27 protein-coding genes are annotated in these 25,999 nt (G+C 57.2%); 18 read left to right on the top strand and 9 right to left on the bottom strand.

Annotated features, from left to right (window positions below):
• The first annotated feature begins 147 nt into the window (after nucleotides 1-147).
• The 4 genes from GS630_RS18675 (at nucleotide 148) to GS630_RS18660 (ending at nucleotide 6,232) form a co-directional block, all read left to right on the top strand.
• Complete coding sequence (locus GS630_RS18675) at nucleotides 148-615, top strand: MarR family winged helix-turn-helix transcriptional regulator (RefSeq protein ID WP_171621311.1); 468 nt, start codon at nucleotides 148-150, stop codon at nucleotides 613-615.
• The gene (locus GS630_RS18670; RefSeq protein WP_171621310.1) at nucleotides 612-1,649 is read left to right on the top strand and encodes an efflux RND transporter periplasmic adaptor subunit; all 1,038 of its coding nucleotides are present in this window, start codon (nucleotides 612-614) and stop codon (nucleotides 1,647-1,649) included. The genes GS630_RS18675 and GS630_RS18670 overlap by 4 nt, the downstream gene beginning before the upstream one ends.
• Nucleotides 1,650-1,660: 11 nt before the next feature.
• Nucleotides 1,661-4,705: an efflux RND transporter permease subunit gene (locus GS630_RS18665; RefSeq protein ID WP_171235621.1), complete on the top strand. Its 3,045-nt coding sequence runs from the start codon at nucleotides 1,661-1,663 to the stop codon at nucleotides 4,703-4,705.
• A 222-nt stretch (nucleotides 4,706-4,927) separates the two neighbouring features.
• Nucleotides 4,928-6,232, top strand: a complete 1,305-nt coding sequence (locus GS630_RS18660; RefSeq protein ID WP_171238539.1) for a glycoside hydrolase family 108 protein — start codon at nucleotides 4,928-4,930, stop codon at nucleotides 6,230-6,232.
• Between the two features lie 22 nt (nucleotides 6,233-6,254).
• Here the strand turns inward: GS630_RS18660 and carB are convergent, their stop codons facing one another.
• On the bottom strand, nucleotides 6,255-9,599 hold the full coding sequence (carB, locus tag GS630_RS18655) for a carbamoyl-phosphate synthase large subunit (protein WP_171621308.1): 3,345 nt from the start codon (nucleotides 9,597-9,599) through the stop codon (nucleotides 6,255-6,257).
• Nucleotides 9,600-9,777: 178 nt separating this feature from the next.
• On the opposite strand from carB, the gene GS630_RS18650 reads away from it, so the two are divergent.
• The 4 genes from GS630_RS18650 to aspS all read left to right on the top strand — a co-directional run bounded on the left by GS630_RS18650 (nucleotide 9,778) and on the right by aspS (nucleotide 14,030).
• Complete coding sequence (locus GS630_RS18650; protein WP_171235624.1) at nucleotides 9,778-10,905, top strand: aminodeoxychorismate synthase component I; 1,128 nt, start codon at nucleotides 9,778-9,780, stop codon at nucleotides 10,903-10,905.
• Nucleotides 10,860-11,507, top strand: coding sequence for an aminotransferase class IV family protein (locus GS630_RS18645; RefSeq protein ID WP_171176097.1), 648 nt, complete (start codon nucleotides 10,860-10,862; stop codon nucleotides 11,505-11,507). The genes GS630_RS18650 and GS630_RS18645 overlap by 46 nt, the downstream gene beginning before the upstream one ends.
• Nucleotides 11,504-12,175, top strand: coding sequence for a CPBP family intramembrane glutamic endopeptidase (locus GS630_RS18640; protein WP_371809137.1), 672 nt, complete (start codon nucleotides 11,504-11,506; stop codon nucleotides 12,173-12,175). The genes GS630_RS18645 and GS630_RS18640 overlap by 4 nt, the downstream gene beginning before the upstream one ends.
• Before the next feature lie 79 nt (nucleotides 12,176-12,254).
• Nucleotides 12,255-14,030: an aspartate--tRNA ligase gene (gene aspS, locus GS630_RS18635; protein ID WP_171621307.1), complete on the top strand. Its 1,776-nt coding sequence runs from the start codon at nucleotides 12,255-12,257 to the stop codon at nucleotides 14,028-14,030.
• Nucleotides 14,031-14,211: 181 nt separating this feature from the next.
• Here aspS and GS630_RS18630 read toward each other — a convergent pair whose 3' ends face one another.
• Nucleotides 14,212-14,931 carry a response regulator gene (locus GS630_RS18630; protein ID WP_171621306.1) on the bottom strand — a complete coding sequence of 240 codons (720 nt, stop codon included), beginning with the start codon at nucleotides 14,929-14,931 and terminating at the stop codon, nucleotides 14,212-14,214.
• Nucleotides 14,932-15,066: 135 nt separating this feature from the next.
• Between GS630_RS18630 and mce the strand changes: the two genes are divergently transcribed.
• Both mce and GS630_RS18620 read left to right on the top strand, forming a co-directional pair.
• Nucleotides 15,067-15,471 (top strand): methylmalonyl-CoA epimerase, encoded by a 405-nt coding sequence (mce, locus tag GS630_RS18625; protein WP_109313240.1) that lies wholly within the window; start codon nucleotides 15,067-15,069, stop codon nucleotides 15,469-15,471.
• 25 nt (nucleotides 15,472-15,496) lie between these two features.
• Entirely contained in the window at nucleotides 15,497-15,769 is a 273-nt protein-coding gene (locus GS630_RS18620) for a DUF1467 family protein (RefSeq protein WP_171091626.1), read from the top strand.
• Nucleotides 15,770-15,776: 7 nt separating this feature from the next.
• Here GS630_RS18620 and GS630_RS18615 read toward each other — a convergent pair whose 3' ends face one another.
• Both GS630_RS18615 and GS630_RS18610 read right to left on the bottom strand, forming a co-directional pair.
• Nucleotides 15,777-16,475 carry an EI24 domain-containing protein gene (locus GS630_RS18615; protein WP_171621305.1) on the bottom strand — a complete coding sequence of 233 codons (699 nt, stop codon included), beginning with the start codon at nucleotides 16,473-16,475 and terminating at the stop codon, nucleotides 15,777-15,779.
• Complete coding sequence (locus tag GS630_RS18610; protein ID WP_171621304.1) at nucleotides 16,472-17,050, bottom strand: nitroreductase family protein; 579 nt, start codon at nucleotides 17,048-17,050, stop codon at nucleotides 16,472-16,474. Before GS630_RS18610 ends, GS630_RS18615 begins: the two co-directional genes overlap by 4 nt.
• Before the next feature lie 105 nt (nucleotides 17,051-17,155).
• On the opposite strand from GS630_RS18610, the gene GS630_RS18605 reads away from it, so the two are divergent.
• Nucleotides 17,156-17,461 (top strand): DUF167 domain-containing protein, encoded by a 306-nt coding sequence (locus tag GS630_RS18605; protein WP_371809136.1) that lies wholly within the window; start codon nucleotides 17,156-17,158, stop codon nucleotides 17,459-17,461.
• On the opposite strand, the gene GS630_RS18600 is transcribed toward GS630_RS18605, so the two are convergent.
• Nucleotides 17,449-17,697, bottom strand: coding sequence for a hypothetical protein (locus GS630_RS18600; protein WP_050604775.1), 249 nt, complete (start codon nucleotides 17,695-17,697; stop codon nucleotides 17,449-17,451). The two genes, GS630_RS18605 and GS630_RS18600, sit on opposite strands and share 13 nt — an antisense overlap.
• Nucleotides 17,698-17,818: 121 nt before the next feature.
• Here GS630_RS18600 and GS630_RS18595 point away from each other — a divergent pair, with 121 nt between their 5' ends.
• The 5 genes from GS630_RS18595 (at nucleotide 17,819) to GS630_RS18575 (ending at nucleotide 19,759) form a co-directional block, all read left to right on the top strand.
• Entirely contained in the window at nucleotides 17,819-18,526 is a 708-nt protein-coding gene (locus GS630_RS18595; RefSeq protein ID WP_171621303.1) for a M48 family metallopeptidase, read from the top strand.
• Complete coding sequence (locus GS630_RS18590; RefSeq protein WP_171621302.1) at nucleotides 18,523-18,891, top strand: YigZ family protein; 369 nt, start codon at nucleotides 18,523-18,525, stop codon at nucleotides 18,889-18,891. The genes GS630_RS18595 and GS630_RS18590 overlap by 4 nt, the downstream gene beginning before the upstream one ends.
• Nucleotides 18,892-18,962: 71 nt before the next feature.
• Entirely contained in the window at nucleotides 18,963-19,214 is a 252-nt protein-coding gene (locus GS630_RS18585) for a DUF6455 family protein (RefSeq protein WP_171176082.1), read from the top strand.
• Between the two features lie 15 nt (nucleotides 19,215-19,229).
• Nucleotides 19,230-19,499, top strand: a complete 270-nt coding sequence (locus tag GS630_RS18580) for a DUF6455 family protein (protein WP_171712175.1) — start codon at nucleotides 19,230-19,232, stop codon at nucleotides 19,497-19,499.
• Nucleotides 19,499-19,759 (top strand): DUF6455 family protein, encoded by a 261-nt coding sequence (locus tag GS630_RS18575; RefSeq protein ID WP_171235632.1) that lies wholly within the window; start codon nucleotides 19,499-19,501, stop codon nucleotides 19,757-19,759. The genes GS630_RS18580 and GS630_RS18575 overlap by 1 nt, the downstream gene beginning before the upstream one ends.
• Here the strand turns inward: GS630_RS18575 and GS630_RS18570 are convergent, their stop codons facing one another.
• Complete coding sequence (locus GS630_RS18570) at nucleotides 19,760-20,002, bottom strand: CDGSH iron-sulfur domain-containing protein (protein ID WP_171235633.1); 243 nt, start codon at nucleotides 20,000-20,002, stop codon at nucleotides 19,760-19,762.
• Between the two features lie 228 nt (nucleotides 20,003-20,230).
• Here GS630_RS18570 and GS630_RS18565 point away from each other — a divergent pair, with 228 nt between their 5' ends.
• Nucleotides 20,231-20,419, top strand: a complete 189-nt coding sequence (locus tag GS630_RS18565; RefSeq protein WP_170346096.1) for a hypothetical protein — start codon at nucleotides 20,231-20,233, stop codon at nucleotides 20,417-20,419.
• A 123-nt stretch (nucleotides 20,420-20,542) separates the two neighbouring features.
• Here GS630_RS18565 and GS630_RS18560 read toward each other — a convergent pair whose 3' ends face one another.
• Together GS630_RS18560 and rimO are read right to left on the bottom strand one after the other, a co-directional pair.
• Nucleotides 20,543-20,893, bottom strand: coding sequence for a hypothetical protein (locus GS630_RS18560; protein ID WP_171176066.1), 351 nt, complete (start codon nucleotides 20,891-20,893; stop codon nucleotides 20,543-20,545).
• Nucleotides 20,894-21,005: 112 nt separating this feature from the next.
• The gene (gene rimO / locus GS630_RS18555) at nucleotides 21,006-22,394 is read right to left on the bottom strand and encodes a 30S ribosomal protein S12 methylthiotransferase RimO (protein WP_171621301.1); all 1,389 of its coding nucleotides are present in this window, start codon (nucleotides 22,392-22,394) and stop codon (nucleotides 21,006-21,008) included.
• Nucleotides 22,395-22,489: 95 nt separating this feature from the next.
• Here rimO and GS630_RS18550 point away from each other — a divergent pair, with 95 nt between their 5' ends.
• The gene (locus GS630_RS18550; RefSeq protein WP_171621300.1) at nucleotides 22,490-24,445 is read left to right on the top strand and encodes an AsmA family protein; all 1,956 of its coding nucleotides are present in this window, start codon (nucleotides 22,490-22,492) and stop codon (nucleotides 24,443-24,445) included.
• Nucleotides 24,446-24,488: 43 nt separating this feature from the next.
• Here GS630_RS18550 and GS630_RS18545 read toward each other — a convergent pair whose 3' ends face one another.
• Nucleotides 24,489-25,985 carry a phosphomannomutase/phosphoglucomutase gene (locus GS630_RS18545; protein WP_171176060.1) on the bottom strand — a complete coding sequence of 499 codons (1,497 nt, stop codon included), beginning with the start codon at nucleotides 25,983-25,985 and terminating at the stop codon, nucleotides 24,489-24,491.
• Between the last annotated feature and the right edge of the window lie 14 nt (nucleotides 25,986-25,999).

The following is a 25,999-nucleotide window of genomic DNA, read 5'->3' as shown; positions in this document are numbered from 1 at the left end:
ATGTTTCGGATCTGCCCAAAATGCAGTCATGGTGTCATTTGATCAAGGTATGTTGACCCAAGGGAATGCACGGGGAAGAGCCGCTTCATATCTTGAATAGTTCATAAATTGAAGTATATCGCCCCGTAACGCGCGCGGAGATTCCTAATGACAGACGATATCAGCACCAGACTTGGCCGTCTCAGCCCCGAGATCCAGGCGATCATGGGGGTGTATGCTTTGTATTGGAAACTGGAAGAGACATTTGACTGTATCGAAACGGACCTAAGCCATCCCGAATGCCACATGCTGATCAAGCTGGATCAGCCAAAGCGCATGGGGGTGCTGGCCGCAGACATGCTGAGTGTGCCGTCAACGATCACGGCCACTGCGGATTCCCTTGAAAAAGCAGGTTATCTGACGCGCAAACGTGACCCCGAAGACCGCCGGGCGTGGTTGCTGGTGTTGACCGAGCAAGGTGAAGAGGCCCGCAACATGCTGGTGGCCGAGGCCGGAGATCTTTTTCACAGAGCCTCTGGTCTGGACAAAGAAGAAACAGCCGAATTCGCGCGACTGGCGCGCAAAATCCGTGACAACGTGTTGAAAACGGGAATTCCCGAGGGATTGAAGAAATGAAACTCCTGACCTCTATCGGCCTTGCACTGGCTGTTCTGGCAAGCCCAATTGCCGCTCAAGACACCCCGAAACCGGTGAAACTTATTGAGGTGCGCGAAACGGCTCCTGGGTTCACCCGCCAATTCTTTGGCCGCGTCGCTGCGCGTCAGACTGTTGATCTGGCCTTTCAGGTGGCAGGCCAGATCGTCGAGATGCCCATCAACGAAGGTTTTGTGATCCCCAAGGATGGCCTGATCGCGCGACTGGATCAGGAGCCATTTGAGCTGCGCCTCAACCGGGCCCGGCTGCAAAAGGAACAGGCCGACCGCACCGTCGCGCGCCTGTCGCGCCTTCGGGGGACAACCGCCAGCCAAGTGACTGTGGATGACGCCGAAACCGAAGCGCAACTAGCCGCAATCACTTTGCGCGACGCGGAATACGATCTTGAGCACGCGACACTAACCGCGCCCTTTGACGCGCTGGTTTCAAGCCGTGCGGTCGAGGCTTACACCACCGTCTCTGCAGGCACCCCCATTGTCCGTATCCATGACATGTCCGAACTACGGATCGAGGTGGATGTTCCTGAAATTCTATTCCAGCGCTCAGGCCAGAACGACGATATCACGATCACCGCCAGATTCCCTGTTAGTGACGAGGTTTTCCCACTGGAAATTCGTGAATTCGACGCTGAAACCTCAAGCGTTGGACAAACTTTCCGCATCCAGTTTGGTTTGACCCCGCCCGAGGGGCTGCAAATCCTCCCTGGCTCGTCGGTCACTGTCAACGTACAGGTTCAGGACGAGCGTACAGGCATCATCGTGCCGGCGACAGCAATAGTCGCTGATGCGACGGGTGAGCTGAGCGTTATGGTGTTTTCCCCGGCCGGCGCCGACGAAGGCACCGTTCGTCGCGTTCTTGTGACCATTGAACCCACGCAAACTGGCGATGTTCGGGTGCTAACGGGCTTGTCCGATGGTGACGAAGTGGTCGTGGCTGGCGGCGCTGTACTGACAGACGGTCAGGCCGTGCGCCGGTTCACTGGTTTCGCGAACTGAGGTGCTGACAGATGAACATCGCTCGTGCCTCGATCGATCGGCCGCTTTACACATGGCTGATCATACTCATAGCCCTCTTTGGTGGCATTTGGGGTTTTCTGTCGCTGGGCCGGTTGGAAGACCCGGCCTTCACGATCAAAAACGCTGTTATAGCCACGCAATACCCCGGTGCCACAGCGGAACAGGTGGCGCTGGAGGTCTCGGAACCGCTTGAATCCGCCATTCAGCAAATGGGTGAAGTGGACGTTATCACCTCGGTCAACCAACCCGGGCAATCGCTGATCGAGGTTGAGATCAAGTCAACATATGACGGCTCCGAACTACCAGACATCTGGACCCGCTTGCGGGCCAAGGTGCGCGACGCCGCCCGAAGTTTGCCGTCTGGCGTTGGCCAGCCTTTTGTAAATGACGGATTTGGCGATGTTTTTGGCCTTTTCTATGCCGTCACTGCAGAGGGCTTCTCGGACGCCGAAAAGCATGATCTGGCCACGTTCCTGCGGCGAGAATTGTTGGCCGTGGAAGGTGTGGCGGATGTTGAAGTACAGGGCCTGCCCAACGAAGCGATTTTTGTGGAACCTGATCTGGCGATCTCGGTAAACCAGAACGTCCCGCTTCAAGCGATCAACGAGGCCATTGCCAATGCGGATTCAGTAAATTCTTCGGGTTCCCTGCGTTCGGAAAACGGTCGGACACCTATTTTGACGGCTGAAGGGTCCGACAGCGTGTCGGCCATCGCCGGTTTGTCGGTTGGCTCACAGGGGCAGGTGATCAACCTCTTTGATATGTCCGACGTGTATCGTGCCCGCCAAAACGATCCCGATATCATGATCCGCTATAACGGGACCGAAGCCTTTACCCTTGGCATCGCCGGGCTTTCAACGGAAAACATCGTCGAAGTTGGCAAGCGGGTCGATGCCAAATTCGCCGACCTGAACACCAATATCCCCTTCGGTGTCGATATCCTGCCGATCTACCAGCAACACGTTGTGGTCGAGCAGGCCTCGAACGATTTCCTTGTGAACCTTGCCATGTCGGTGGCCATAGTGGTTGCCGTGCTGGGTATCTTCATGGGATGGCGTGCGGCCATTGTTGTGGGCTCAACCCTTTTACTGACCGTGGTGGGTACGCTCTTGTTCATGTCGCTTTTCTCGATCGAGATGGAGCGCATTTCGCTTGGGGCCTTGATAATCGCCATGGGGATGCTGGTGGACAACGCCATCGTGGTGGCTGAAGGGATGCAAATCGCGATGTTGCGCGGTAAATCCTCGCGCGATGCTGCCGAAGATGTTGCATCGAAAACCCAGATCCCGCTGCTGGGGGCCACCGTAATCGGTATCATGGCCTTTGCAGGGATCGGCCTCAGCCCGGATGCAACGGGTGAATTTCTGTTCTCGCTGTTTGCGGTGATCGGCATTTCGCTGCTGCTTAGCTGGATACTGGCTATCACCGTGACACCTTTGCTTGGGCACTACTTCTTCAAGCAAGGCAAAGAAGGTGAAATTGATGCTTACGGAGGCATTCTGTTCCGCGTCTACGGCGCGATCCTACGATTTGCGCTGCGCTTCCGCTGGCTGGTTGTCGCAGGTCTCATTGGAGTAACGGTGGTGTGTTACGCCGGGTTTGGGCTGATGAAACAGCAGTTCTTTCCCAACTCGAACACGCCTTTGTTCTTTGTCCATTACAAGCTGCCTCAGGGCACACCGATTGCGCGTACGGCAAAGGATATGGCGGTGTTCGAAGAATGGTTGGCTGAACGCGAAGACGTGGTTTCCGTCACAACTTTCGTTGGGCAGGGAGCCACACGTTTCATGCTGACCTATTCGGCGGAGAAACCGAACCCGAGTTATGGGCATATGATCATTCGCACCGAAAGCCTGAATGACATCCCGGCATTGCAAGCGGATCTGGAAGCGTTCGGGTCTGTTCAGTTCCCCGAAGGTGAGTTCGGCACAAAGCGTCTGGTCTTTGGCCCCGGTGGTGGAGACCCTATTCAGGCCCGGTTCTCGGGCAGTGACCCGGTTGTTTTGCGTCAGCTTGCCGACGAGGCGGTTCAGCGTATGGCAGCGGCGTCGCCCAACGCGTTGCTTGTTCACCACGACTGGCGTGAACAAGAGTTGGCGGTGCAGCCGATCTATGCCACGGAACGGGCGCAGACCGCAGGTGTCACGCGCGAAGATATCGCCGCCACGCTGCAATTCTCGACCGACGGCATCACGGGTGGTGTGTTGCGTGAACGAGACCGTTTGATCCCGATCATCCTGCGCCGACCGGCGGATGGGGATTATTCAATCGTCGATCAGGTGGTGTATTCGGATCAGTCCGAGAAGTTTGTGCCCATCGAACAGATGGTCGACGGCTTCGAGTACAAATCGCTCAATACACTGGTGCATCGTCGTGACCGGGTTCTGACCATCACAGTCGGCGCGGACATCCCACCCGACCTGACGGCCGCGCAGGTCCATGCCGAAATCCGCGACGCCATCGAGGCTATCGAGCTGCCCCCCGGATACAAGATGGAATGGGGCGGGGAGTTTGAAAACTCACGCGATGCGCAGGAAAGCCTGGGCAAGCAATTGCCGCTGAGCCTGCTGATCATGGTGCTGATCTCGGTCCTGCTGTTCAACGCAATCCGCCAGCCGATCATCATCTGGCTGCTGGTGCCGATGTCGGTGAATGGCGTGGTGATTGGCCTGTTGGGAACCGGCTTGCCCTTTACGTTTACCGCACTTCTTGGCCTGCTCAGCCTGTCGGGCATGCTGATCAAGAACGGCATTGTTTTGGTGGAAGAGATTGACCTTGTCCGCGCCACGGGCAAACCCCTACGCGAGTCTATCGTTGATGCGTCGGTATCCCGTTTGCGCCCCGTGATGCTGGCGGCGGTCACCACCATTCTGGGCATGGCGCCGCTGCTGACGGATGCGTTCTTTGTGTCGATGGCGGTGACGATCATGGGCGGTTTGGCCTTTGCCACCGTCCTGACCATGGTCGCCGCGCCGGTGTTCTACCTGCTTTTCTTTAAGCGGGAAGAGGCAAAATCGGAAACCGTCGTGGCCTAAATCTGCATAATCTGGTCCATGCCCAAAGCCACACGTTGGTTTTGGGCAAGGCCGCCTGAACCACGCGGGTTTGCAACTTGAAGCCGGTAGGCGACCAGCCCCGCAGATTGTCTGGGACCTGCGCATTCGGGGTAAACATGCGCTGGAAAGCGACTTTTTCGCGCGGTTGTGTTATAGTTCCCTTTTATAAGTTTATTCACATACTTTGGGGGAAGTTTTGGTATGAGCCCTTTAATCGTTTTAGCGTCCAACATCCTGCCCGAAATCCTGAAATCTGTGCTGAGTGCGAAGCACAGGCAGTCAGTTGATACCGTGTCAGACGCAGTAATCAGTGCAGTCAAGGAAACCACAAAGAAAGAAGACCCGGAAGAAGTTGCGGACATTCTGGCCAAGGATCCGCAAATTGCTGCAGACCTGCGGATGAAGCTTGCCGAGATCGCGGCAAAAGAAGAAGCTGAGCAACGCGCTTTCGAGCTTGCGCAACTGGAGAAGAACCAGACTCATGCGCTGAGCGTTATGCAAGCCAAGCTTGATGCAAACAAAGAAGATCAGCAGCAGCAATTTAACGTGTTCAAAGAGGAAATCGCAGATACGCAGGACGCGCGCGGGCGGTTCGCCCAACTTGCAGAAACCGGAAGCAAGCTGGCCTGGGCGCAACCCATAATTTCCATCGTCATAATTCTGGGCTTCTTTGTCGTGCTTGGACTTTTGCTGATGGGAAAGAACCTGCCAGCGTTCAGTAGCGGGCCCGATAACCCATTCGGGGAACGCCTGTTTCAGATAATCAACATTGTGATCGGCGCGCTCACCGCTGCTTTTGCCACGGTTGTCAGTTTCTGGCTGGGGTCGTCGCAAGGGTCCAAGCAGAAGGACATCAACAACTTCAAGGCCCAGGCTCAGCAGTTCGAAGCAGAAGAACAGCGCACCCGGATGCTGGTCAATACGGTCAAGTCAAATCAGCCCGCGGCAGTTCCAACCGTGATTGCGCCGCAGGAAGAGAAGAAGTTTGCCAATGAAAACAATTTTCCCCGCTGCGTGGATATCATCCTCAGCAAAGAAGGCGGCTATGTCGATGATCCGGACGACCCCGGCGGCGCCACGAACATGGGCATTACCTTCGATACTTTGAAATCCTGGCGGAAGGCACCGATTACCAAGAAAGACGTAAAGGATCTCAGCGTCGAAGAAGCCAAACAAATATACCGGGCAAACTACTGGAACGCACTCAGTTGCGACGATCTTCCGGCGGGCGTTGATCTGGTTGCGTTCGACTTCGGCGTGAATGCGGGAACAAGCCGATCCGGCAAACTCTTGCAGCGAATCGTAGGTGTGGCACAGGATGGCCAAGTTGGCCCAATAACGCTTGCCGCAGTCAAGGCCGTGGATCCCGCCCATATCATTCGACGCTTTAGCGAACTGCGGCTGAACTACTATCAGAGCCTGCCCCATTTCCCGAAATTCGGCAAAGGCTGGACCAACCGCACAAACTCGATCGAAGCTGACGCGCTGAAGTTTTTGAACGTGTGAGGGCTGGGTGCGCAGGGCAGTTTCAGCCCTGCAGCGACTTTACCTCTACATCCCCTTCGGCCTGCGCCTTGATCGCAAGCGCAGCGGCGTTCGCTCCGGCGGCGGTGGTGAAATAAGGGATCTTGTCATATAGCGCGATGGACCGGATGGCCTTGCTGTCTTCGACCGCCTGCGCGCCTTCGGTGGTGTTCATCACCAACTGCACCTGACCGTCTTTCAGCATGTCCACAACGTCCGGGCGGCCTTCGTAGACCTTGTTCACAACGTCACAGGCAACGCCTTGCTCGTCCAGCCAGCTTTGGGTGCCACGCGTGGCCACCAGGGTAAAGCCCTGATCCACCAGAACCTGCGCCGCTTCCTGCATGGCGTAGCCCTTGTCGGCATCCTTGATTGAAATGAACGCACGGCCCGACGACGGCAGCACCATCCCCGCGCCCATCTGCGCCTTCAGGAAAGCGCGCGGGAAGTCGCGGTCCCAGCCCATGACTTCACCGGTCGAACGCATTTCCGGACCCAAAATGGTGTCTACGCCAGGGAAGCGAGCGAAGGGCATCACAGCCTCTTTCACCGAGAACCACGGCATATCCGGGTCGGCCAGCGTCATCTGGTCGGCGATCTTGGTGTCCTGACCTTTCTTGTAGGCAGGGCGCATCGGGAAGTTGGCCAGTTTCTCACCTGCCATGACGCGCGCTGCGATCGAGGCAATCGCGCTGTCGGTCGCCTTGGCGACAAATGGCACGGTGCGTGAAGCGCGCGGGTTCACTTCGATCAGATAGATCTCATCGTCTTTGATCGCGAACTGCACATTCATCAGACCAACAACGTTCAACGCTTTGGCCAGCTTGAACGCCTGATCCTTGATCTGGTCGATAATCTCTTTGGACAGCGAATAGGGCGGCAGTGAACAGGCGGAGTCACCCGAGTGAACGCCTGCCTCTTCGATGTGCTGCATGATGCCGGCGACGTGGACGTCAGTACCGTCGCACAGCGCGTCGACATCCAGCTCCACCGCGCCAGCCAGATAACTGTCGAGCAGAACGGGGCTGTCACCCGAAACCACTACGGCCTCGTTGATGTACCGTTTCAGCTGATCCATATCGCGGACGATTTCCATCGCGCGGCCACCCAAGACGTAAGAGGGGCGAATGACCAGTGGGAAGCCGATTTCTTCAGCGATATCGAGCGCTTGTTCGTCAGTCGCCGCGATGCCGTTCTTGGGCTGCTTCAGGCCCAGTTCGTTGACCAGCGCCTGGAACCGTTCGCGGTCTTCGGCCAGGTCGATGGCGTCCGGGGTGGTGCCAAGAATCGGAATACCTTCAGCCTCAAGCGCGTTCGCCAGTTTTAGCGGGGTTTGACCACCGAACTGAACGATCACACCGTGCAGCGTGCCGTTTTCCTGCTCTTTGGTCAGGATTTCCATGACGTGCTCAAACGTCAGAGGCTCGAAATACAGACGGTCCGAGGTGTCATAGTCGGTCGAGACCGTCTCGGGGTTGCAGTTGACCATGATGGTTTCATAGCCCGCCTCGGTCAGCGCGAAACAGGCGTGACAACAGCAATAATCGAACTCGATACCCTGACCGATACGGTTCGGGCCGCCGCCGAGAATGACGACCTTTTTACGGTCGCTCGGGCGAGCTTCGCATTCGACCTCGCCCATCATCGGGGCCTCATAGGTCGAGTACATGTAAGGCGTCTGAGCTTCGAATTCGGCGGCGCAGGTGTCGATGCGTTTGAACACGGCGTTGACGCCCAGATTGCGGCGGGCGCGGCGGACGTTGTCTTCGTCACGGCCGGTCAGATTGCCCAAACGGGCATCGGTGAAGCCCAGCATTTTCAGCTTGCGGATACCGTCTTCGGTGACGGGCAGGCCGTCCCTGCGAACCTGACGCTCGGCGTCAATGATCTCGCGGATGCGGGCCAAGAACCAGGGGTCGAACTTGGTCACACCGAAAATCTCGTCGTCAGTCAGACCATGACGCATCGCTTGTGCAATGGTGCGCAGACGGTCTGGCGTTTGCTGGCTGATCGCCTTGATCACAGCGGCTTTGTCGTCGGCTTCCTCCCACACGCCCACGTTCAGGCCGGGGATTTCGATCTCGTCAAAGCCTGTCAGGCCTGATTCCATCGAAGCCAGCGCCTTTTGCATCGATTCGTGGATGGTGCGACCGATGGACATCGCTTCGCCGACCGATTTCATCGCGGTGGTCAGATAGGGCTCGGACCCCGGGAACTTCTCGAACGCGAATTTCGGGATCTTGGTAACGACATAGTCGATTGTCGGCTCGAACGACGCTGGCGTAACCTTGGTGATGTCATTGTCCAGCTCGTCCAGAGTATATCCGACGGCCAGCTTCGCGGCGATCTTGGCAATCGGGAAACCGGTTGCCTTGGACGCCAGCGCCGAAGAGCGTGACACGCGCGGGTTCATCTCGATTACGACCATGCGGCCGTCATCAGGGTTGATCGCCCATTGCACGTTCGACCCGCCGGTCTCGACCCCAATCTCGCGCAGAACGGCGATCGAGCCGTTGCGCATGATCTGGTATTCCTTGTCGGTCAGCGTCAGGGCAGGGGCCACGGTGATCGAGTCACCGGTATGCACACCCATCGGATCGACGTTTTCGATGGAGCAAACGATGATGGCGTTGTCAGCGGTGTCGCGCACCACCTCCATCTCATACTCTTTCCAGCCCAGTAGGCTTTCATCGACAAGAATTTGGTTCACCGGCGAGGCGTCCATGCCCGAACGGCAGAAATGGATGTAATCCTCGCGGTTATAGGCCACACCGCCACCTGTGCCGCCCAAGGTAAAGGCAGGGCGGATGATCGCGGGCAAGCCGATCTCTTCCAGCTCGTCCAGCGCCATTTGCACACCTGCCTCCAGATCGGCAGAACCGTCTTCTTTCTTAGGTGCGGTCACGATCGTCGCTTTGGGGTTCTCAAGACCCAGCCGGTCCATTGCCTCGCGGAACAGTTTGCGGTCTTCGGCCATTTCGATGGCGTCACGCTTGGCGCCGATCATCTCGACACCAAACTTGTCCAGCACACCCATCTCTTCCAGTGCGAGCGATGTGTTCAGGCCGGTCTGACCACCCATGGTGGGCAGCAGAGCATCAGGGCGTTCCTTTTCGATGATCTTAGCGACAACTTCGGGGGTGATCGGTTCGATATAGGTGGCATCTGCCAGACCGGGATCGGTCATGATCGTCGCAGGGTTCGAATTCACCAGAATGACCCGGTAGCCTTCCTCGCGCAGGGCTTTACACGCCTGAGCGCCGGAGTAGTCGAATTCGCAGGCCTGGCCGATAACAATGGGGCCCGCCCCGATGATCATGATCGACTGGATGTCGGTTCTTCTCGGCATTGGCCTTGTTCCTTCGATTGTCCGCGAGTCAGGGCACCGCCCCAGTGCCCAAATTGTCCTGCGTTATAGGGACCGCGCAAAAAGGTTCAAGGGGTATCGGAAACAGGGGCGAAATTGCCGCTTTCCCCTCTTTCACTTGGCGGAGTATCCTCTATACGGCCCCTTACGGCAATTGAGGATGCAAGTGCGTATTCGTTTCGATCAGGGACCGGCCGGGCGTGGCACCCGGTTTCAGCGCCCGTCTCAGATCATCCGCGCGGATGTGGCGGAAGAGGTGCCCCAGGCTCTGGCGGCGCTGGATGAGGCGCGCGTGAACGGTGCCTGGGTGGCGGGCTATGCGAGCTATGAGCTTGGTTACGCGTTGGAACCCCGGCTGCTGAACCTGTTGCCCAAGGACCGCCGTCTGCCTTTGCTGTGCTTTGGGGTGTACGACGCGCCGGATCGCGCAGCGTTGCCAATGTCCAGCGGCGAGGTCAGCGACTTTCAACCGCGCTGGGATGAGGCGCGCTATACTCAGGCATTCCGCGCCGTGCACGATGCTATCGGCGCAGGCGATATCTATCAGGCCAACCTGACCTTTCCCATTGACCTGACGGTTTCAGGCGAAAGTGAATCGCTTTATGCGGCGCTGGTCGCCGGGCAACCGGTGGGGCATGGCGCGCTGGTGCAGCAGGACGGGTTGCCGGATCTGCTCAGCCGGTCGCCCGAACTGTTCTTCCGCACGGACGAAGGTGGCAAGATTGAAACCCGTCCGATGAAGGGCACACAGCCGCGCAGCGATGACCTGGAAGAAGACGCACTGCGTCGGGCCTTTCTGACCTCGGATGAAAAGAACCGTGCCGAGAATCTGATGATCGTTGATCTGCTGCGCAACGATATCAGCCGCGTGGCGCTTCCCGGATCGGTGCATGTGCCCGAGCTGTTCAAGGTCGAGACCTACGCCACTGTGCACCAGATGGTCTCTCTGGTGCGTGCTCAGTTGCACAAATACGTGGGGCTGGGTGAGATTCTGACAGCGTTGTTCCCGTGCGGATCGATTACAGGCGCCCCCAAGATACGCGCGATGGAAATTCTGGCCGAGCTGGAACCCTGGCCGCGAGACATCTATTGTGGCACCATTGGATGGGCCGCGCCGGATGGCCGGTCCGAGTTCAACGTGGCCATCCGCACCCTGATGCTTGAGGATGATCGCGCCACGCTGAATGTGGGTGGTGGCCTCGTTTGGGACAGTACTGCCCCTTCAGAATACGAGGAGGCGCTATGGAAAGCCCGCTTTGCCCGGCAAATGAGCCTGATTTCCGCCTGATCGAAACCCTGGCCTTCCGGCCAGACGAGGGATTCGTGCGGCAGGGCCGCCATCTGGCTCGTATGGCCCGCACGGCACGGGTCTTTGGGTTTCCTTTTGACTTGGAAGAAGCCGTAGCCGCGCTGACCGCCGCAAAAGGCGAAACCGCGCTGCGCTGCCGATTGACGCTGGACTCTGCTGGTGCGTTTGACTTGACCATTGGTGCCTTGGCTGAGAATCCACCGGTTTGGCGCGTGGCCGTATCCGAGAACCGTTTGGCGTCCAACGACCTTTGGTTGCGGCACAAGACCACCCACCGTGCGCTTTACGACTCGGCACGGGCGGCTCTGCCGGCAGGTATAGATGAGTTGCTGTTCCTGAACGAACTAGGCGAGCTGTGCGAGGGGACGATCACGAACCTGTTTGCCAAGATGCCCGATGGTCGGTTCCAGACACCTACGCTGTCCTGCGGGCTGTTGCCGGGCATTTTGCGCGAAGAACTGCTGGATAAAGAAACAGTGACCGAGGCCGTGCTGACCTTGACCGACCTGAAAAACGCGCAAACTGTTTATGTAGGCAATTCATTGCGCGGGCTGATCCGGGTGGAGCTGATAGACACGTGACTATAGACAGCACGATGATCGGACCGCCGGTTGCGCTGCCGCGGCTGAGGCTGGAATTTGGCCTTTTCTATATCGGACTGCCACTGTTGATTGCCGTACTCTTTCCGCCTAACTGGATGTTTCCGGCGCTGTTCGCGCTGACCGGGCTGGGCATCGTTTTGCTGCATCAGACACCTGGCTTTCACTGGGCCGAACTGCGTTATGAATGGGCCAATTGGTCTTTGCGCGAGGTGTTGCTGTTCACCGTAGTAGTGACGGTTTTCTGCGTAGGGCTAATCCAGATGACGCGCTCGGACGCCGCGTTTTTCTTGGCAATCCATCGGCCTGATATGCTGGCCTTCATCTGGGTTGGCTATCCGCTTTTGTCGGCTTTGCCGCAAGAGCTGTTGTTCCGCCCTCTGTTCTTTCGCCGGTACCACGCGATCCTGCCAAAGGGGCGCGCGGCCTATCTGCTGAATGCGGCGATATTCTCGTTCGCGCATCTTATGTATTGGAGCTGGATTGTTGCCTTCATGACCTTAGCGGGCGGGCTTCTGTTTACATGGGCTTACCGGCAGCGCGGCTCATTCTTCTACGCAGTTCTGCTGCACGCGATTGCGGGCAATATCATCTTTGCGGTTGGGCTGGGTGTCTATTTCTACTCGGGCAACGTGCAAAGGCCGTTTTGACGAGGCGACCCGCCTTGACTTTCCGGGCCTGACAGGGTGTATCGGCGCGACGAATTCTGCGCCCGAAGGGATATGATCCATGCACGCCTATCGCAGCCACACCTGCGCCGCTCTGACCGCCGCAAATGTCGGTGAAACTGTCCGCCTGTCCGGATGGGTGCATCGGGTTCGAGATCACGGCGGCGTGTTGTTCATCGACCTGCGCGACCATTTCGGGGTAACTCAGGTTCTGTGCGACGGCGACAGCGCGGCCTTTGCCGAGCTGGAGAAGGTCCGGTCCGAGTGGTGTATTCGCATTGATGGCACCGTCAAGGCGCGCGATGTCGAATTGGTGAACCCGAAACTGCCGACCGGTGAGATCGAGGTTTACGTGCGAGAGCTAGAGGTTCTGGGTGCGGCCGACGAACTGCCGCTGATGGTGTTTGGCGATCAGGAATACCCCGAGGAAACGCGCCTGCGCTATCGCTATCTGGACCTGCGCCGCGAAGCGATGCAGCAGAACATGACTCTGCGGTCGGACGTTGTTGCATCCATGCGTAAACGCATGTGGGATCAAGACTTCCGCGAATATCAGACGCCGATCATCACGGCCTCTTCTCCCGAAGGCGCGCGTGACTTTCTGGTACCGTCGCGTCTGCATCCCGGCAAATTCTACGCTTTGCCGCAAGCGCCTCAGCAGTTCAAGCAGCTGATCATGGTGTCTGGCTTCGACAAGTATTTCCAGATCGCACCCTGCTTCCGTGACGAAGACCCGCGCGCAGACCGCTCACCCACCGATTTCTACCAGCTTGACCTTGAGATGTCCTTTGTCGAGCAGCAGGATGTGTTCGACACGATCCAGCCCGTTCTGACCGGCGTGTTTGAAGAGTTCGGAGGCGGCCGCAAAGTCGATCAGGAGTGGCCGCAGATTTCCTACAAGGACGCAGCGCTGTGGTACGGCACCGACAAGCCCGACCTGCGGAACCCCATTAAAATGCAAGTGGTCTCGGACCACTTCCGCGGGTCTGGTTTTGCAATCTTCGCAAAACTGTTGGAGCAGGACGGCACCGAAATCCGCGCCATCCCCGCGCCGACCGGCGGCAGCCGTAAATTCTGTGACCGCATGAACGCGTTCGCCCAGAAAGAGGGTCTGCCGGGGATGGGGTATATCTTCTGGCGCGATCAGGGCGAAGGCATGGAAGCCGCTGGTCCCCTGGCCAAGAACATCGGCCCCGAGCGTACAGAAGCGATCCGTCAGCAACTGGGTTTAGGCGTGGGCGATGCCGCGTTCTTCTTGGGCGGCAAGCCGAAAGCTTTCGAAAAGGTTGCTGGCAAGGCCCGCGACGTGATCGGTGAAGAACTGAACCTGACCGAGAAAGACCGCTTTGCTTTTGCCTGGATCGTGGATTTCCCGATCTACGAGCAGGACGAAGAAACCGGCGCGATCGATTTTGAACATAACCCGTTCTCGATGCCGCAGGGTGGCATGGATGCGCTGAATGGTGATCCTCTGGACGTGCGCGGATACCAGTACGATCTGGCCTGTAACGGGTACGAGCTGGTGTCCGGCGCGATCCGGAACCACAAGCCTGAAATCATGCTGAAAGCCTTTGAACTGGCGGGGTACGGCGAGGATGAGGTCAAATCCCGCTTCGGCGCTCTGTTCAACGCTTTCCACTACGGCGCACCGCCGCACGGTGGCTGTGCTGCGGGCATTGACCGGATTGTCATGCTGTTGGCGGACGAAGCCAATATCCGCGAAGTCATGATGTTCCCGATGAACCAGCGTGCCGAAGATCTGATGATGGATGCGCCCTCTGATCCTACTTCGGATCAGTTGATGGAGCTTGGTCTACGCATTATCCCTCAGGACTAAGAAAAATCGCCCGCATCAAGCGGGCGGTTTTCGTTTGGCGATTGGAAACGTTCCGTCTGTTAGTCCAGTGGGTTTTCCAGATGATCTCGGTTGACCCGAATACTGCGGGCAGCATGGCGTGTCTGTAGATATGCCCAAAGGCACACGAGCGTTGCGGTTATGAAGTAGGCCGTCACCATTTTCAGATCGCCTCTCGCTGTTCCAGGCGAGACTGAACCATCCCAGCGACTTGCGCCGCCTGTACGGTAAAGGGCGCGCCGTTTGCGCGGGACCAAGCAAGTTTACGCGCAGCTTCTGCCAGAGGGTTATCCCCGGCTTCCCGTGCGACGCCCTGCAGGAATTGGGCGGCATAATCCAGAGTGTGATGGTCGTTGGGTCCTGTCAGAACATCGGCGATATGGGCCATGTCGTCCTGATAGGCCATTGGATCAGGTTCGATAACCTCATCCCGGATCGCATGTAAGCCGCTTGGTCGCCGGTCTTCGGGTAGGCGTTCCAGAATGGATTTCTGAAAATAAGCCATTGATTTGATCGGCTTGGACAAAAACCCGTCTGCTCCGGCGGCCAGAGCGCTACTTTCGTAGGTATCGTTGCCTGACAGGCCCATAATGACACCGATACGGGGTGTTGTTTCGGCCAGCTCAGAAATCAGGTCGGCCCCGCACCCATCTGGAAGGCCCATATCGATAAGTATGACCGAGGGGCGATAGATCTGAAGGTGTCGTCGGGCCGATTTCAAACAATCCGCGCGGCGAATGCGTGCACCGCTGTGCAGGCACATCAGGCGGATCGCGTCGCAAGCGTAGCGGCTGTCTTCAACAACCAAAATGGTCTGACCCAGCAAAGGCCGCGTTGCGGTGGGCGTGACGGTGGTGGTGGCAAGTAGGCCCGAATCGTCCATGGCAGCTCTCCTATCCAGCAGATGCTTCACGCTAGGAACTTCTGGCTAACACGACGTTAACGCGCGATTTGGCGCACTTGTCCTTTCACGAAACAGCCCCCATAACCCATGAAAAGCAGGACACAGGAGTGAGACATGATTGGACGCCTGAACCACGTCGCCATCGCCGTACCGGATCTTGAGGCGGCGTCCGAGCAATACCGCAATGCACTGGGCGCCAAGGTCGGCGCACCGCAAGATGAGCCGGATCACGGTGTCACGGTTGTGTTTATCGAATTGCCCAATACCAAAATCGAGCTGCTTTACCCGCTGGGCGATGACAGCCCGATCAACGGGTTTCTGGAAAAGAACCCTGCCGGCGGCATCCATCATGTGTGTTACGAGGTCGAAGACATCATCGCAGCGCGCGACCACCTGAAAGAAACAGGTGCCCGTGTTCTGGGATCAGGCGAGCCCAAGATCGGTGCGCATGGCAAGCCCGTGCTGTTCCTGCATCCCAAGGATTTCAACGGCTGCCTGGTCGAGCTGGAGCAGGTGTAACACCCCAAACCCCGGAGGGTTTGAAATGACCATTACTGCCGCACTGGTACTTTTCGCAGTCATCTGGTTTCTGACGCTGCTGATCGTTCTGCCTGTTCGCATAAAAACACAAGGCGATCTGGGTGATATTGTCCCCGGCACCCATGCTGGCGCGCCGGAAGTGCATCACATGAAGAAAAAGATGTGGATCACAACCGGCATTTCCGTGGTTTTGTGGGCCATCATTGCGGGTATTATTTTATCGGGATTGATCTCGGTCCGGGATTTCGACTGGTTGAACCAGCTGGAGCCCCGCTGACCCAATGTCAGGCCCTTGGGCCTGACACCGCGTGATAAATGTGGGTGAACGTGGCTGCACCTATTATTGGAATCACCAGATTGACCAGCGGTACGGACAGTGGAATTGCCATCAAGGTGCCTGCCACCCAGATGGTTGTTGCATGTTTGGCACGTAGCTTGCGCGCTCCGTCGCGCCCGACCCTGCGCATAGCGGCCAGCGTGAAATACTCTCGACCCAGCAGGAACCCGTTCATCGCCCAGAAGATAAAGGGCGCGAGCGGGGTGAAAATTGCATAGAGGATCAGCGCCAGCAGGTTGGCGACAATGAGCACGCCAAGAAAGCTGAGACCGTCAAGTACCGCCTCTGACACCGGAATACGCCGTGCGGGCTGCAGGGATGGAAAATGCTTATCCTCGACCGCCTGTGCCACCTCATCCAGAAAAATCGAGGTGATCGCCGAGGCCACAGGTACCATCAGGAAAACCGGCAGAATCAGCACCAATACGATGCCGGAATAGTTCAAAACGTCGTTCAGCCAGGGCACAGCGCCGATGAAGGGCAGGGAAATTTCATTTCCTGACAACCAGTTGATCAACCAAATCGCCCCAGCGCAGGCGGCGATCAGGAGCAGGATCGTCAAACCCACGCCGCGCAGCAGAACACCCCGGAACTTCGGATCGCCGATCTGTCCGAGCGCGTTGAAAAAGGCATTCAGGATGATCATTCGGTGATCCATTCCGTCAAAGCAGCCACGTCGGGTCGGGGACGTTCGGGCGGTACCGATCCTTCGGTCGCGATATGAATCAGCCCGGCCACACGTTCATTCTCGGCAAGTCCAAAGGCTTCAGCGCAGAAGTCGCGGTCATGCGTTTGCCAGCCAGACAGCCAGTTTGCGCCCCAACCTGCCGCCAGCGCAGCATTCAGCAGGGCCAGACAGACTGCGCCAGCCGAATAGGTTTGCTCAATAGCGGGGATTTTTTCGGACGGTTTTTGCACTTCAATCACGGCCACCGCCAAGTGCCCCATATCAAACTGGCTGCGCGCCTTGGCGATGTCTTCGGTGCTTTTGCCCAGCTTTTGACCACACGCCTCGGTCATTGCCGACAGGCGTGACATGGCACCTTTTTCCAAAACGACAAAGCGCCAGGGCTCAAGTTTGCCATGATCGGGGCTGCGCGCGGCGGCGGTCAGCAGAGGCAGCAGTTCGTCCCGTGTCGGGGCCGGTGCAATCAGTGTTTTGGCGGGCCGGGACCGGCGCGCCTGTAAAAACTCCAGAGCGGCGGGGTTCTTCAGGGACATATGTTAACCTTCTTTACATCACGACGTTGTATGTTGGTCGGCAACTCGCCTGTTTCAAGGGTGCGCCGATGCGTTGCGTGGATCATTTTCATTCTGGTGCCCGTCATGCAAGACTTTGAAGAAAAAGGGATGACAATGGCGAAATCCAACCTGCGTGACTTGCCTGATCTCAAGTCGCTCGCACAGGCCGGGGCAACATTGAACGTGAAGGTGACGCCCAAGGCAGCACGGGATCGGGTGATCTGCGAAGATGATCAGATCAGGGTATTCGTGACCGCTGCGCCCGAGCACGGCAAAGCCAACCAGGCGGTTCTTCAGTTGCTTGCCAGGTGTCTTGGTGTTGCACCTTCAACGTTAACGCTGAAACAGGGGCAGACCGCGCGGAACAAGGTGTTTGTTTATGACCCCTGAGGCCCGGTTTCGCGAATCTGATAAACGCCTTCGGGAAGGTCTAGAGCGGCGGCCAGATCACGAACCTGTTCCGGTGACAGAGTGATCTTTTGAACCTGTTCGGTGCGTGGATCCAGCTGCTCCAGCGTGACACATTCAGCGAAATTGTTGATCACGACATCTTCCTGCAAAGGTTTCTCACCTTCGTCCACAAGCGTAATGACCGTCGAGTCGAATTCATGCTCAATCGAAAACATGTGACCACAGTGCAAGCCACCGGGATGCAATGCAAGCCGTTCCTTCCGCTGTGGGCTGTGGCATCGGCTGAAGGGGCATACTATGTTGAAATGACGGCTCGAATGGCCCAAAGGAAACACCATGCGCAGATGCTTTGTTTTACTGTTGTCCCTGCTGCTTGCGGCCTGTGCGCAGGATACACTGCGTGTGCAAACATCAGAAGATTGGCTGAGGGACGAGCCTGGTTCCCGTGCCGAGGTTCAGACCTTTCAGCAGGTCAGTCAGGCCATTGGCGCCGAGGCGCGTAATCAATGCCTAAAGCAACCCGGACGAAAGAATTGCGAGTTGCGGATATTTGTCGATCTTAACCCGCGCGCGCAGGCCAACGCGTTCCAAACACTCGATGAGAATGGGCAGCCGGTAATCATCTTCACTCAGTCTATGATCCGATCCGCGCAAAACGCCGATGAACTTGCCTTTGTTATGGGCCACGAAGCGGCCCATCACGTGCTGGGGCATATCGCCCGGCAAAGCGAAAACGCCAGCGCCAGCGCCGCGGAGTTTGGCAGGCGCGAGCAATTGCGCGGCGGCGATGCAGCGGCCATAGAAGCGGCGCAAAAGCAGGGGGCCAAGGTCGGCATTCAGGCTTACGTGAAGGATTTCGAGCTAGAGGCAGACCAGTTGGGTACGATCATAACGTATAATGCTGGGTATAATCCTCTGATTGGGGCAAAGTTCTTTGAACGAATTCCAGATCCCGGCGACACGTTCCTAGGAACCCACCCGCCAAATGCACAGCGCGTTCAGATTGTGATCGAAACCGCGGCAAAGTTGGGCCTGACACAATGACCGATCTTGTGCGTTTAGGGATGATTCTGACAGACCGAGGCTCGAAATATGCGGTTTCAGGGGCGCCCGTGGCGTCTCGGGCTGAAATCGATGCCGTGCTGGACTACCTTAAGTCGGACAAAAGCTATGCCAAGGCGACCCATAACACCTGGGCGGCAACTCTGCCGACCGGTGCGCTCAAGGCAGATGATGGGGAAAGCGGGGCTGGAATGGTGATCCTGCGTATGATCGAACGGGCAGGCCTGCAGAACCACGTGATCATCGTCACGCGGTGGTATGGCGGCAAGAAGCTGGGCGGGGATCGATTTCGCCGGGTTCAGGATGCCACCCGGGCCTATCTGGATCACATCGGCGTCCAATCTTGACCTGTGTCAATGTTTCAAGGTGCAATTCCACTACCCTTTTTGGCAAAGCGCGAAAGGGAAAGGAAAACACCATGCCCACTCGAAACACCTTGAGGCTGCACGCCGGTTTGGTGGACGATATGGCCAGAATGCTGGACATCGACCTTGAAGAAGCGGCCATTGGCGGTTCGGTTTCCGTGGATCAGATTTCCGAAGCAGTCCTAAGATGCACCGACTGCCCAAACCCGCAACACTGCCGGTCTCTGTTGAGCCAGGCCACAACCGCGCGGCGGGCGCCCGAATACTGCCGAAACCAGGAATTGCTCCATAAACTCATGCCTTAACCCGGAGGTCATGCCATGTCACGTCTGGGCAACATCATGACTCATTTGCGGCTTGTGCTGCGGATGGGGCAAGCCATCGGCACAGACCTGGTCGGGGCTTATCGCAAGGGCCATCTGAACCACGAAGAATGGGCTGAGATCGTACAACAATGCCGTGGCTGTGCTTGGGCGCATGATTGCCCAGAGTGGCTGGAGCAGCGGGACCAAGTCGATCAAGCGCCTAGTACCTGCCCTAACCGGGACCGATTCGCTGCACTGAAAGCGCAGCAATTGGAGGACGCATGATGGCACAGGTTCCCTTGGGTGAGATTGAAAAGCACTTTTGGCTGACGCGATCTGTCTCGCGATGCATGGGCATTTCACTGACCGAGGCAATGGCGGACGGTCGCCTGACGCCAGAAGGTTATTCGGAACTTGTCACAAGGTGCCGGGCTTCAAATTGCGAGGGCCAATGTGCATTGTGGCTGGCCGAGCAGCAGATGCTGGCCAACAGCGCCCCGGATTTTTGTGCAAATGCCAACACCTTGAATGGTTTGAAAACCTGATCACAGCTTACTGTGGCTGCCGTCGCACAAAGGTCGTTTCGCGCTGTGTTTGCAGCCGCAAAAGAAGACCTTTTTACTGGTATCCGCCGTATATTTCACGGGTTCAAACGCACTGCCCTTGTGGGATCCATCACAAAACGGTTGTCGAGAAGACTTTCCACATGAGCACCAAAAATAGGTCTTCCCTTCGACAACCTCGACCGGAATCGGCGATTTCTGGGCAATGCTTGGGGCGTCTGACATGTGGCTTCTCCGTCTTTGGCTGATGTTGTGACACACTTTAGAGCAGTGCAGTCAAAAAGGTAGGTTCGACCCAGCAAATTGCTTTTCCTAAAGGCAAAACTGGCATGGAATCGCCCTGACTCACAAAGTCGTGATCGATTCAGTTGCCAGATCGAGGTTCTACCCGTATTCTGAATACGGCCCCGAAAAGTTGGGCAATATCAGAAAAGTAATAGAGGATTGACGGACATGAAACTGAAACTCGCTGCCGTTGGCGCATTTGCTCTGATCCTGACTGCCTGCGCGCAGCAGGAAGAACCGACACCTGTATACGTCCAGCCCAGCTATGACAAAGCCGGCACCCCCAGCTGCCCAGGTGGGTATGAGCTGGCGACAACCGAAGCAGGCCAGACTGTCTGTAACCCGGTTACTCAATAAGCTATTCGCAGGCGGTCCAAGACCGGACCGCCTGCACCATTTTGCATTTGCCGCCGCCTTTCATGGCGGCTTTTTCTTGCCTGTATCTACCGATACGCCGGTTGGCGCACGTTTCGCGGTGGGTCAGTACTTCTTGAAACGGTAGGGGTATTTGAACCGATGCGGTTTAAATTTGTGCCGCTTGATCGACGTGTAGGGAATATGCCCGAACACGCGCCGCTTTGGTGTGTAGTTGCCAAGGGTTGGTCGTGATCTTTTGCGATGAACCTTGGGGCGTACCTTGGCTTTTGGGGCCAGGTAATACCGCTTGATCTTGATTTGACCGTGTTTGTGCAAGCTTGGTTGCTTGCCGCCTGCCGCGATGAAGCTCGTTGATCCGACATAAATGGCCTGCGCATAACCGGGCGTCGCCAAAAACTGCGTAGCCAACAGAAAAACCACGCTGTTTAAGCTAAGTCTAAAGGCAGAAGACATGAAAACCTCCGAATTTGGCTTTCCGTCTAAGATCGGGCGTGGCGGCGTATTAGGCCAATAAACTCACTTCACGCTTTGCCCATGTGGCGTGTGACTACTGAGGTTTCAGGGGTTACACAGGTTTCCCCCACAAATCGTATTCCCCGGCTTCGTCCACTTCGACTGTGACAATGTCCCCTGGTTTGAGGTCTTCGAAACCTTCGTCAATGAACAAGTTTCCGTCGATCTCTGGTGCGTCTGCTTTAGTGCGGCAGGTGGCGGCTTCGTCATCGACCTCATCCACGATGACCTGCAAGGTCTGGCCGACTTTTGCCGCCAGTTTGGCTGCGGAAATCGCTTGGGCCTTTTCCATGAAGCGATCCCAGCGCTCTTGCTTGATTTCTGCCGGGACGTGATCGGGCAGGTCGTTCGACCGCGCGCCCTCCACATTTTCATACTGAAAACAACCGACGCGATCCAGTTGCGCTTCGTCCATCCAGTCCAGCAGAGTCTGGAATTCAGCCTCGGTCTCACCTGGATAACCGACAATAAAGGTCGACCGCAGGGTGATGTCCGGGCAGATGTCGCGCCAAGCCCGGATTTCGTCCAGCGTTCTGGCCGCGGCAGCTGGGCGGGCCATACGTTTCAAAACGTCCGGGTGAGCGTGCTGGAAGGGAATATCCAGATAGGGCAGCACATTGCAGCCCGCGTCCGCCATCAGTGGGATCAACTCGCGCACATGCGGGTAGGGGTAAACATAATGCAGGCGCACCCACGCCTCCAACTGTCCCAACTCCCGCGCCAGATCGGTGATATGGCTGCGCACTTCGCGGTCTTTCCACGGGTTCACATCATATTTCCGGTCCAGCCCATAGGCCGATGTGTCCTGCGAGATCACCAGCAGCTCGCGCACACCGTTATCGACCAGCTTCTCCGCCTCGCGCAGAACCGCATGGGCCGGGCGGCTGGCCAGTTTCCCACGCATATCTGGGATGATGCAGAACTTGCATTTATGATTACAGCCTTCCGAGATCTTCAGATAGCTGTAGTGGCGCGGGGTCAATTGCACGCTGCTGGTTGGAAGTAGATCGACAAAAGGATCGGGCGCGGGTGGTACCGCAACATGCACCGCATCCAATACTTGTTCGTATTGATGCGGTCCGGTGACGGCCATGATGCGGGGATGATGTTCCCGGATGTATTCCGGTTCTGCCCCCAGGCATCCTGTGACGATGACTTTACCGTTTTCAACCAGGGCCTCTCCGATCGCGTCCAGCGATTCTGCCTTGGCGCTGTCCAGAAATCCGCAGGTGTTCACAATGACGGCATCAGCCCCGGCATAATCGGGTGAAATGCCGTATCCTTCGGCGCGAAGCCGGGTCAGGATGCGTTCGCTGTCCACCAACGCCTTGGGGCAACCCAGCGACACCATGCCGATGGTCGGCTGGTCGGAACGGGGTGTCTCGGTGATCCGGGCGGCTGGCGCCAGGTCGGGGCGGAGGTTTGGCGGGTTCGTTGTCATGGCGCGGCATATAGTGGGGAACGCTTCCCCTTGCAAATGTGACGTGTGATTTGAATGATCACGGCAATGATAAGCCAAAAGGCGGAGAGCAGATTATGAAATGGCTGATGCGCATCCTTTTTGTTGTGGTCGCAGTTCTGGGCCTGGTCATCGGCGCGCTTTTGCTGATGCCGGGTGAAAAACTGGGCGCGATTCTGGCCGAGCAGGTGAAGGCGCAAACCGGGCGCGACCTGACGCTGAGCGGCGACGTGCGTCTGTCCTTCTGGCCTGTGCTGGGGATGGAAACAGGTCCGGTGCAGTTCGGCAACGCAAGCTGGGCAGAGTCCGAGCCGATGCTGAGCGCCGACAGTCTTGCCGTTGGCGTGGACGCCGCCGCGTTGTGGAACGGCGATCTGCGAATCAAACGTGTTTTTGCAGACAATCCCGTGTTGCGTCTGGAAACATCTGAAGGCCAGGTGAATTGGGAGTTTGGCACCTCTGCACCTGCTTCGACCACAAATAAGACCGAGTCCGCCGGGACCAACGGGGCGACAGGTGAGGTTACTTTGGATCAGCTAGAGCTGACCAACGCGCGGCTAATTTACGTTGAGAACGGCGCCACCCAGATGGATTTTTCTGGTGTGACACTGGCCGCAAGCTGGCCCGAGGTCACATCTCCCATGATCATGCAAGCCACAATGGCCGCGCTTGGCGGAGCCGTTGAAGTAGACTTGAAAATCCCGGACCTGCCTGCCTTTTCCGATGGCGACGTTACGGCGCTGGAACTGTCTTTGACTGCGCCGGGGGGCGAGATCGGGTTTGACGGGCGCGTCAATCTGGCTGGTGAAATGGACGGAACCACCAAAGTTGTGGCCCGGGACAGCGAAAGGATGTTTGCCGCATTTGGTCAGGCCGGTGTGTATATTCCACCGGGGCTGGGCCGAAGGGCCAACATCGTTGCGCACATGACCTATACGCAAGATGGGCGGATTTCTTTGCGGGATATGACCGCACAGCTGGATTACAACCGTTTCAAAGGCGAGGCGGACATCACCATCTCGGATCCACCACAGATCGTGGCGCGACTCGATACAGGTGATTTTGATCTTTCGCGGATATCTGAATCTGAACCTACCAAGGGCGGCACGTCTAAGTCGAGTGAACCGCCAGTGGATGGGTGGTCGAAAGAGCCTATTGATGCATCCGTTCTGGCGCTGGCGAACGGTAAAATCCGTCTGACTGCAAACTCGATCGCAGTTCCGGGAATGACTTTTGGAAAAAGTGATCTGACCCTGTCTTTGGACCGATCACGCGCAGTTCTGGAAATGCATCCGGCCACATTATTTGCAGGTCAGTTGAACGGCCAGATGGTTGCCAACAATCGCAATGGCTTGTCCGTAGGCGGCAATATCACGGCCAGCGGGATTGATCTTAAACAGGCGCTCGCCACGCTTGTCGGGGTTGAACGGTTGTCCGGCTCGGCTGCGGGCAGTCTGGAGTTTCTGGGCGTTGGCCAGTCTGAGGATCAAATCATGCGCTCTCTCAGCGGTAAGGGGAATCTGGATGTCGGGTCAGGGGTGATTTCCGGATTCGATCTGGATCGGCTTATGGGGCGAGGAACCGGATCGGGCGGAACAACAGTTTTCAACAGCCTGACGGGCAGCTTCACAATGGATCAGGGTGTTCTGGCTAACAAAGACCTGCTGATGTCGCTGAAGAACTATCGCGCTGATGGGGCGGGCCAAGTTGGGCTTGGCGCGCGGGATATTGATTACCTTTTCACGCCCGTAGCGCTTCGTGCCAATTCCGGACAGGGTATCTCGGTGCCGGTTCGTATTGTTGGTCCGTGGAGCAACCCGTCGATCAAGCCGGACCTGACCAAGGTCATCGAGGCGGCGGCAGATGTGAAGGTCAAGGAACTGGAAGACGATGCCAAGCAGAAGGTATTTGAGAAGGTCGGGAGTGAGTTGGATACAACCATCACCGACAGCAATCAAATCGAAGATGCGCTTAAGAAGAAGCTGGAAGACGAGGCGAAGAAAGGTCTGCTCAAGCTGCTTGGCGGAGATTGAGCTTGCTTGGCTTGGAGCACGATGATGCTCCAAGCCGATACATTCAGATGGTCTGGTCGTAATCACCAACACCCGGCTCGGTTCGGATGACGGCATCGATATCGGCAAAGATCGCGCGCATCTCAGCTTCGCTTTCGCTGCTTTCGCAAACAACCACCAGATTGGGGGTGTTGGACGATGCCCGCACCAACCCCCAACTGCCGTTGTCCAGAATAACGCGCGCGCCGTTGACTGTAACAACCTCCTTGATAGCGCGGCCCGCAAAGGTTTCGCTCGCTTCGCCTTTGGCAACCAGCTTGTCGACCAAGCGCTGAAGGATATCGTATTTCTCGGTGTCAGAGGCATAAGGTGACATGGTCGGGGTTGACCAGGTTTTTGGCAGCGCTTTGCGCAGGTCCGACATGCTTTGATCCGGGTTGCGGTCCATTAGCTTGCAGATCTCGACCGCCACGCGCATACCGCAGTCATAGCCACGCCCAACGGGCTCGGCCAGAAAGTAGTGGCCGGACTTTTCGAACCCGGCCAATGCGCCAATTTCTTTAACGCGTCGTTTCATGTGGCTGTGGCCGGTTTTCCAGTAATCCGCTTTGACATCCAAAGCCTTCAATTCGGGGTCACTGGCAAACAAGCCGGTGGATTTCACATCCGCGACAAAAGTCGATCCCGGATACAGCTTGGCCAGATCGCGGGCCATGATCACGCCCACCTTGTCTGCGAAAATCTCTTCACCCTCGTCATCGACGACACCGCAACGGTCGCCGTCCCCGTCAAACCCAAGCGCCAGATCGGCACCGCTGGATTTCACCGTGGCGGACATGTCGTGCAACATCTCCATCGCTTCGGGGTTCGGGTTGTAATGAGGGAAGGTATAGTCCAGCCGGTTGTGGCTGGGTACGACCTCGACCCCGATCCGCTCGAAAATCTCAGGCGCAAAGGCTGAGGCGGTGCCATTGCCAGTGGCACAGACCACCTTCAGCGGGCGGGACATTTTGAAATCACCGACGAGGTCATCGATGTAAGCTTCCTTCACGCCTTCGACGAATTCGTATGATCCACCTTCGTGCTGTTGGCCTTCACCGTTCAGCACGATATCGCGCAGTTCCGACATTTCGTCCGGGCCATGGGTCAGAGGGCGATCAAAACCCATTTTCACACCGGTCCAGCCGTTTGGGTTGTGGCTGGCCGTGACCATCGCAACGGCAGGCACATCAAGATGAAACTGCGTGAAATAAGCCATCGGGCTGAGCGCGGGGCCAATATCCTTAACGCGGATACCGGCCTGCATCAGGCCAAGGATCAAAGCATTTTTGATCGCCAACGAATAATCGCGATAGTCGTTGCCAACGGCGATCACGGGCTCAATGCCGCGCCTGCGTATCTGGGTGCCCAGCCCTAAGCCCAGTGCAGTCATGCCGGGCAGGTTGATCTCTTCGGGGTATTTCCAGCGGGCATCATATTCGCGAAACCCGGTGGGTTTGATCATCGCGTCGCGCAGAAAGCTCCAGGTGTTGGGTGTCACCTCGGGGAGGGGTTTGGTCATAACAGGTCTCAATC

This window comes from Ruegeria sp. HKCCD7303 (genome assembly GCF_013111185.1).
Taxonomy (GTDB): domain Bacteria; phylum Pseudomonadota; class Alphaproteobacteria; order Rhodobacterales; family Rhodobacteraceae; genus Ruegeria.
The sequence above is the reverse complement of the archived record's forward strand: the minus strand, read 5'-3'. Positions and strand labels throughout refer to the sequence as shown.

Coding starts and splice junctions, on each gene's coding strand:
- GS630_RS18645 (WP_171176097.1), top strand. CDS start 10,860: ATGGAAAGCCCGCTTTGCCCGGCAAATGAGCCTGATTTCCGCCTGATC.
- GS630_RS18600 (WP_050604775.1), bottom strand. CDS start 17,697: ATGTTTTCGATTGAGCATGAATTCGACTCGACGGTCATTACGCTTGTG.
- GS630_RS18560 (WP_171176066.1), bottom strand. CDS start 20,893: ATGTCTTCTGCCTTTAGACTTAGCTTAAACAGCGTGGTTTTTCTGTTG.
- GS630_RS18595 (WP_171621303.1), top strand. CDS start 17,819: ATGCGCAGATGCTTTGTTTTACTGTTGTCCCTGCTGCTTGCGGCCTGT.
- GS630_RS18620 (WP_171091626.1), top strand. CDS start 15,497: ATGACCATTACTGCCGCACTGGTACTTTTCGCAGTCATCTGGTTTCTG.
- carB (WP_171621308.1), bottom strand. CDS start 9,599: ATGCCGAGAAGAACCGACATCCAGTCGATCATGATCATCGGGGCGGGC.
- GS630_RS18570 (WP_171235633.1), bottom strand. CDS start 20,002: ATGTCAGACGCCCCAAGCATTGCCCAGAAATCGCCGATTCCGGTCGAG.
- GS630_RS18565 (WP_170346096.1), top strand. CDS start 20,231: ATGAAACTGAAACTCGCTGCCGTTGGCGCATTTGCTCTGATCCTGACT.
- GS630_RS18660 (WP_171238539.1), top strand. CDS start 4,928: ATGAGCCCTTTAATCGTTTTAGCGTCCAACATCCTGCCCGAAATCCTG.
- GS630_RS18615 (WP_171621305.1), bottom strand. CDS start 16,475: ATGATCATCCTGAATGCCTTTTTCAACGCGCTCGGACAGATCGGCGAT.
- GS630_RS18585 (WP_171176082.1), top strand. CDS start 18,963: ATGCCCACTCGAAACACCTTGAGGCTGCACGCCGGTTTGGTGGACGAT.
- GS630_RS18630 (WP_171621306.1), bottom strand. CDS start 14,931: ATGGACGATTCGGGCCTACTTGCCACCACCACCGTCACGCCCACCGCA.
- GS630_RS18590 (WP_171621302.1), top strand. CDS start 18,523: ATGACCGATCTTGTGCGTTTAGGGATGATTCTGACAGACCGAGGCTCG.
- GS630_RS18650 (WP_171235624.1), top strand. CDS start 9,778: ATGCAAGTGCGTATTCGTTTCGATCAGGGACCGGCCGGGCGTGGCACC.
- aspS (WP_171621307.1), top strand. CDS start 12,255: ATGCACGCCTATCGCAGCCACACCTGCGCCGCTCTGACCGCCGCAAAT.
- rimO (WP_171621301.1), bottom strand. CDS start 22,394: ATGACAACGAACCCGCCAAACCTCCGCCCCGACCTGGCGCCAGCCGCC.
- GS630_RS18545 (WP_171176060.1), bottom strand. CDS start 25,985: ATGACCAAACCCCTCCCCGAGGTGACACCCAACACCTGGAGCTTTCTG.
- GS630_RS18670 (WP_171621310.1), top strand. CDS start 612: ATGAAACTCCTGACCTCTATCGGCCTTGCACTGGCTGTTCTGGCAAGC.
- GS630_RS18580 (WP_171712175.1), top strand. CDS start 19,230: ATGTCACGTCTGGGCAACATCATGACTCATTTGCGGCTTGTGCTGCGG.
- GS630_RS18575 (WP_171235632.1), top strand. CDS start 19,499: ATGGCACAGGTTCCCTTGGGTGAGATTGAAAAGCACTTTTGGCTGACG.
- mce (WP_109313240.1), top strand. CDS start 15,067: ATGATTGGACGCCTGAACCACGTCGCCATCGCCGTACCGGATCTTGAG.
- GS630_RS18550 (WP_171621300.1), top strand. CDS start 22,490: ATGAAATGGCTGATGCGCATCCTTTTTGTTGTGGTCGCAGTTCTGGGC.
- GS630_RS18665 (WP_171235621.1), top strand. CDS start 1,661: ATGAACATCGCTCGTGCCTCGATCGATCGGCCGCTTTACACATGGCTG.
- GS630_RS18610 (WP_171621304.1), bottom strand. CDS start 17,050: ATGTCCCTGAAGAACCCCGCCGCTCTGGAGTTTTTACAGGCGCGCCGG.
- GS630_RS18675 (WP_171621311.1), top strand. CDS start 148: ATGACAGACGATATCAGCACCAGACTTGGCCGTCTCAGCCCCGAGATC.
- GS630_RS18605 (WP_371809136.1), top strand. CDS start 17,156: ATGCAAGACTTTGAAGAAAAAGGGATGACAATGGCGAAATCCAACCTG.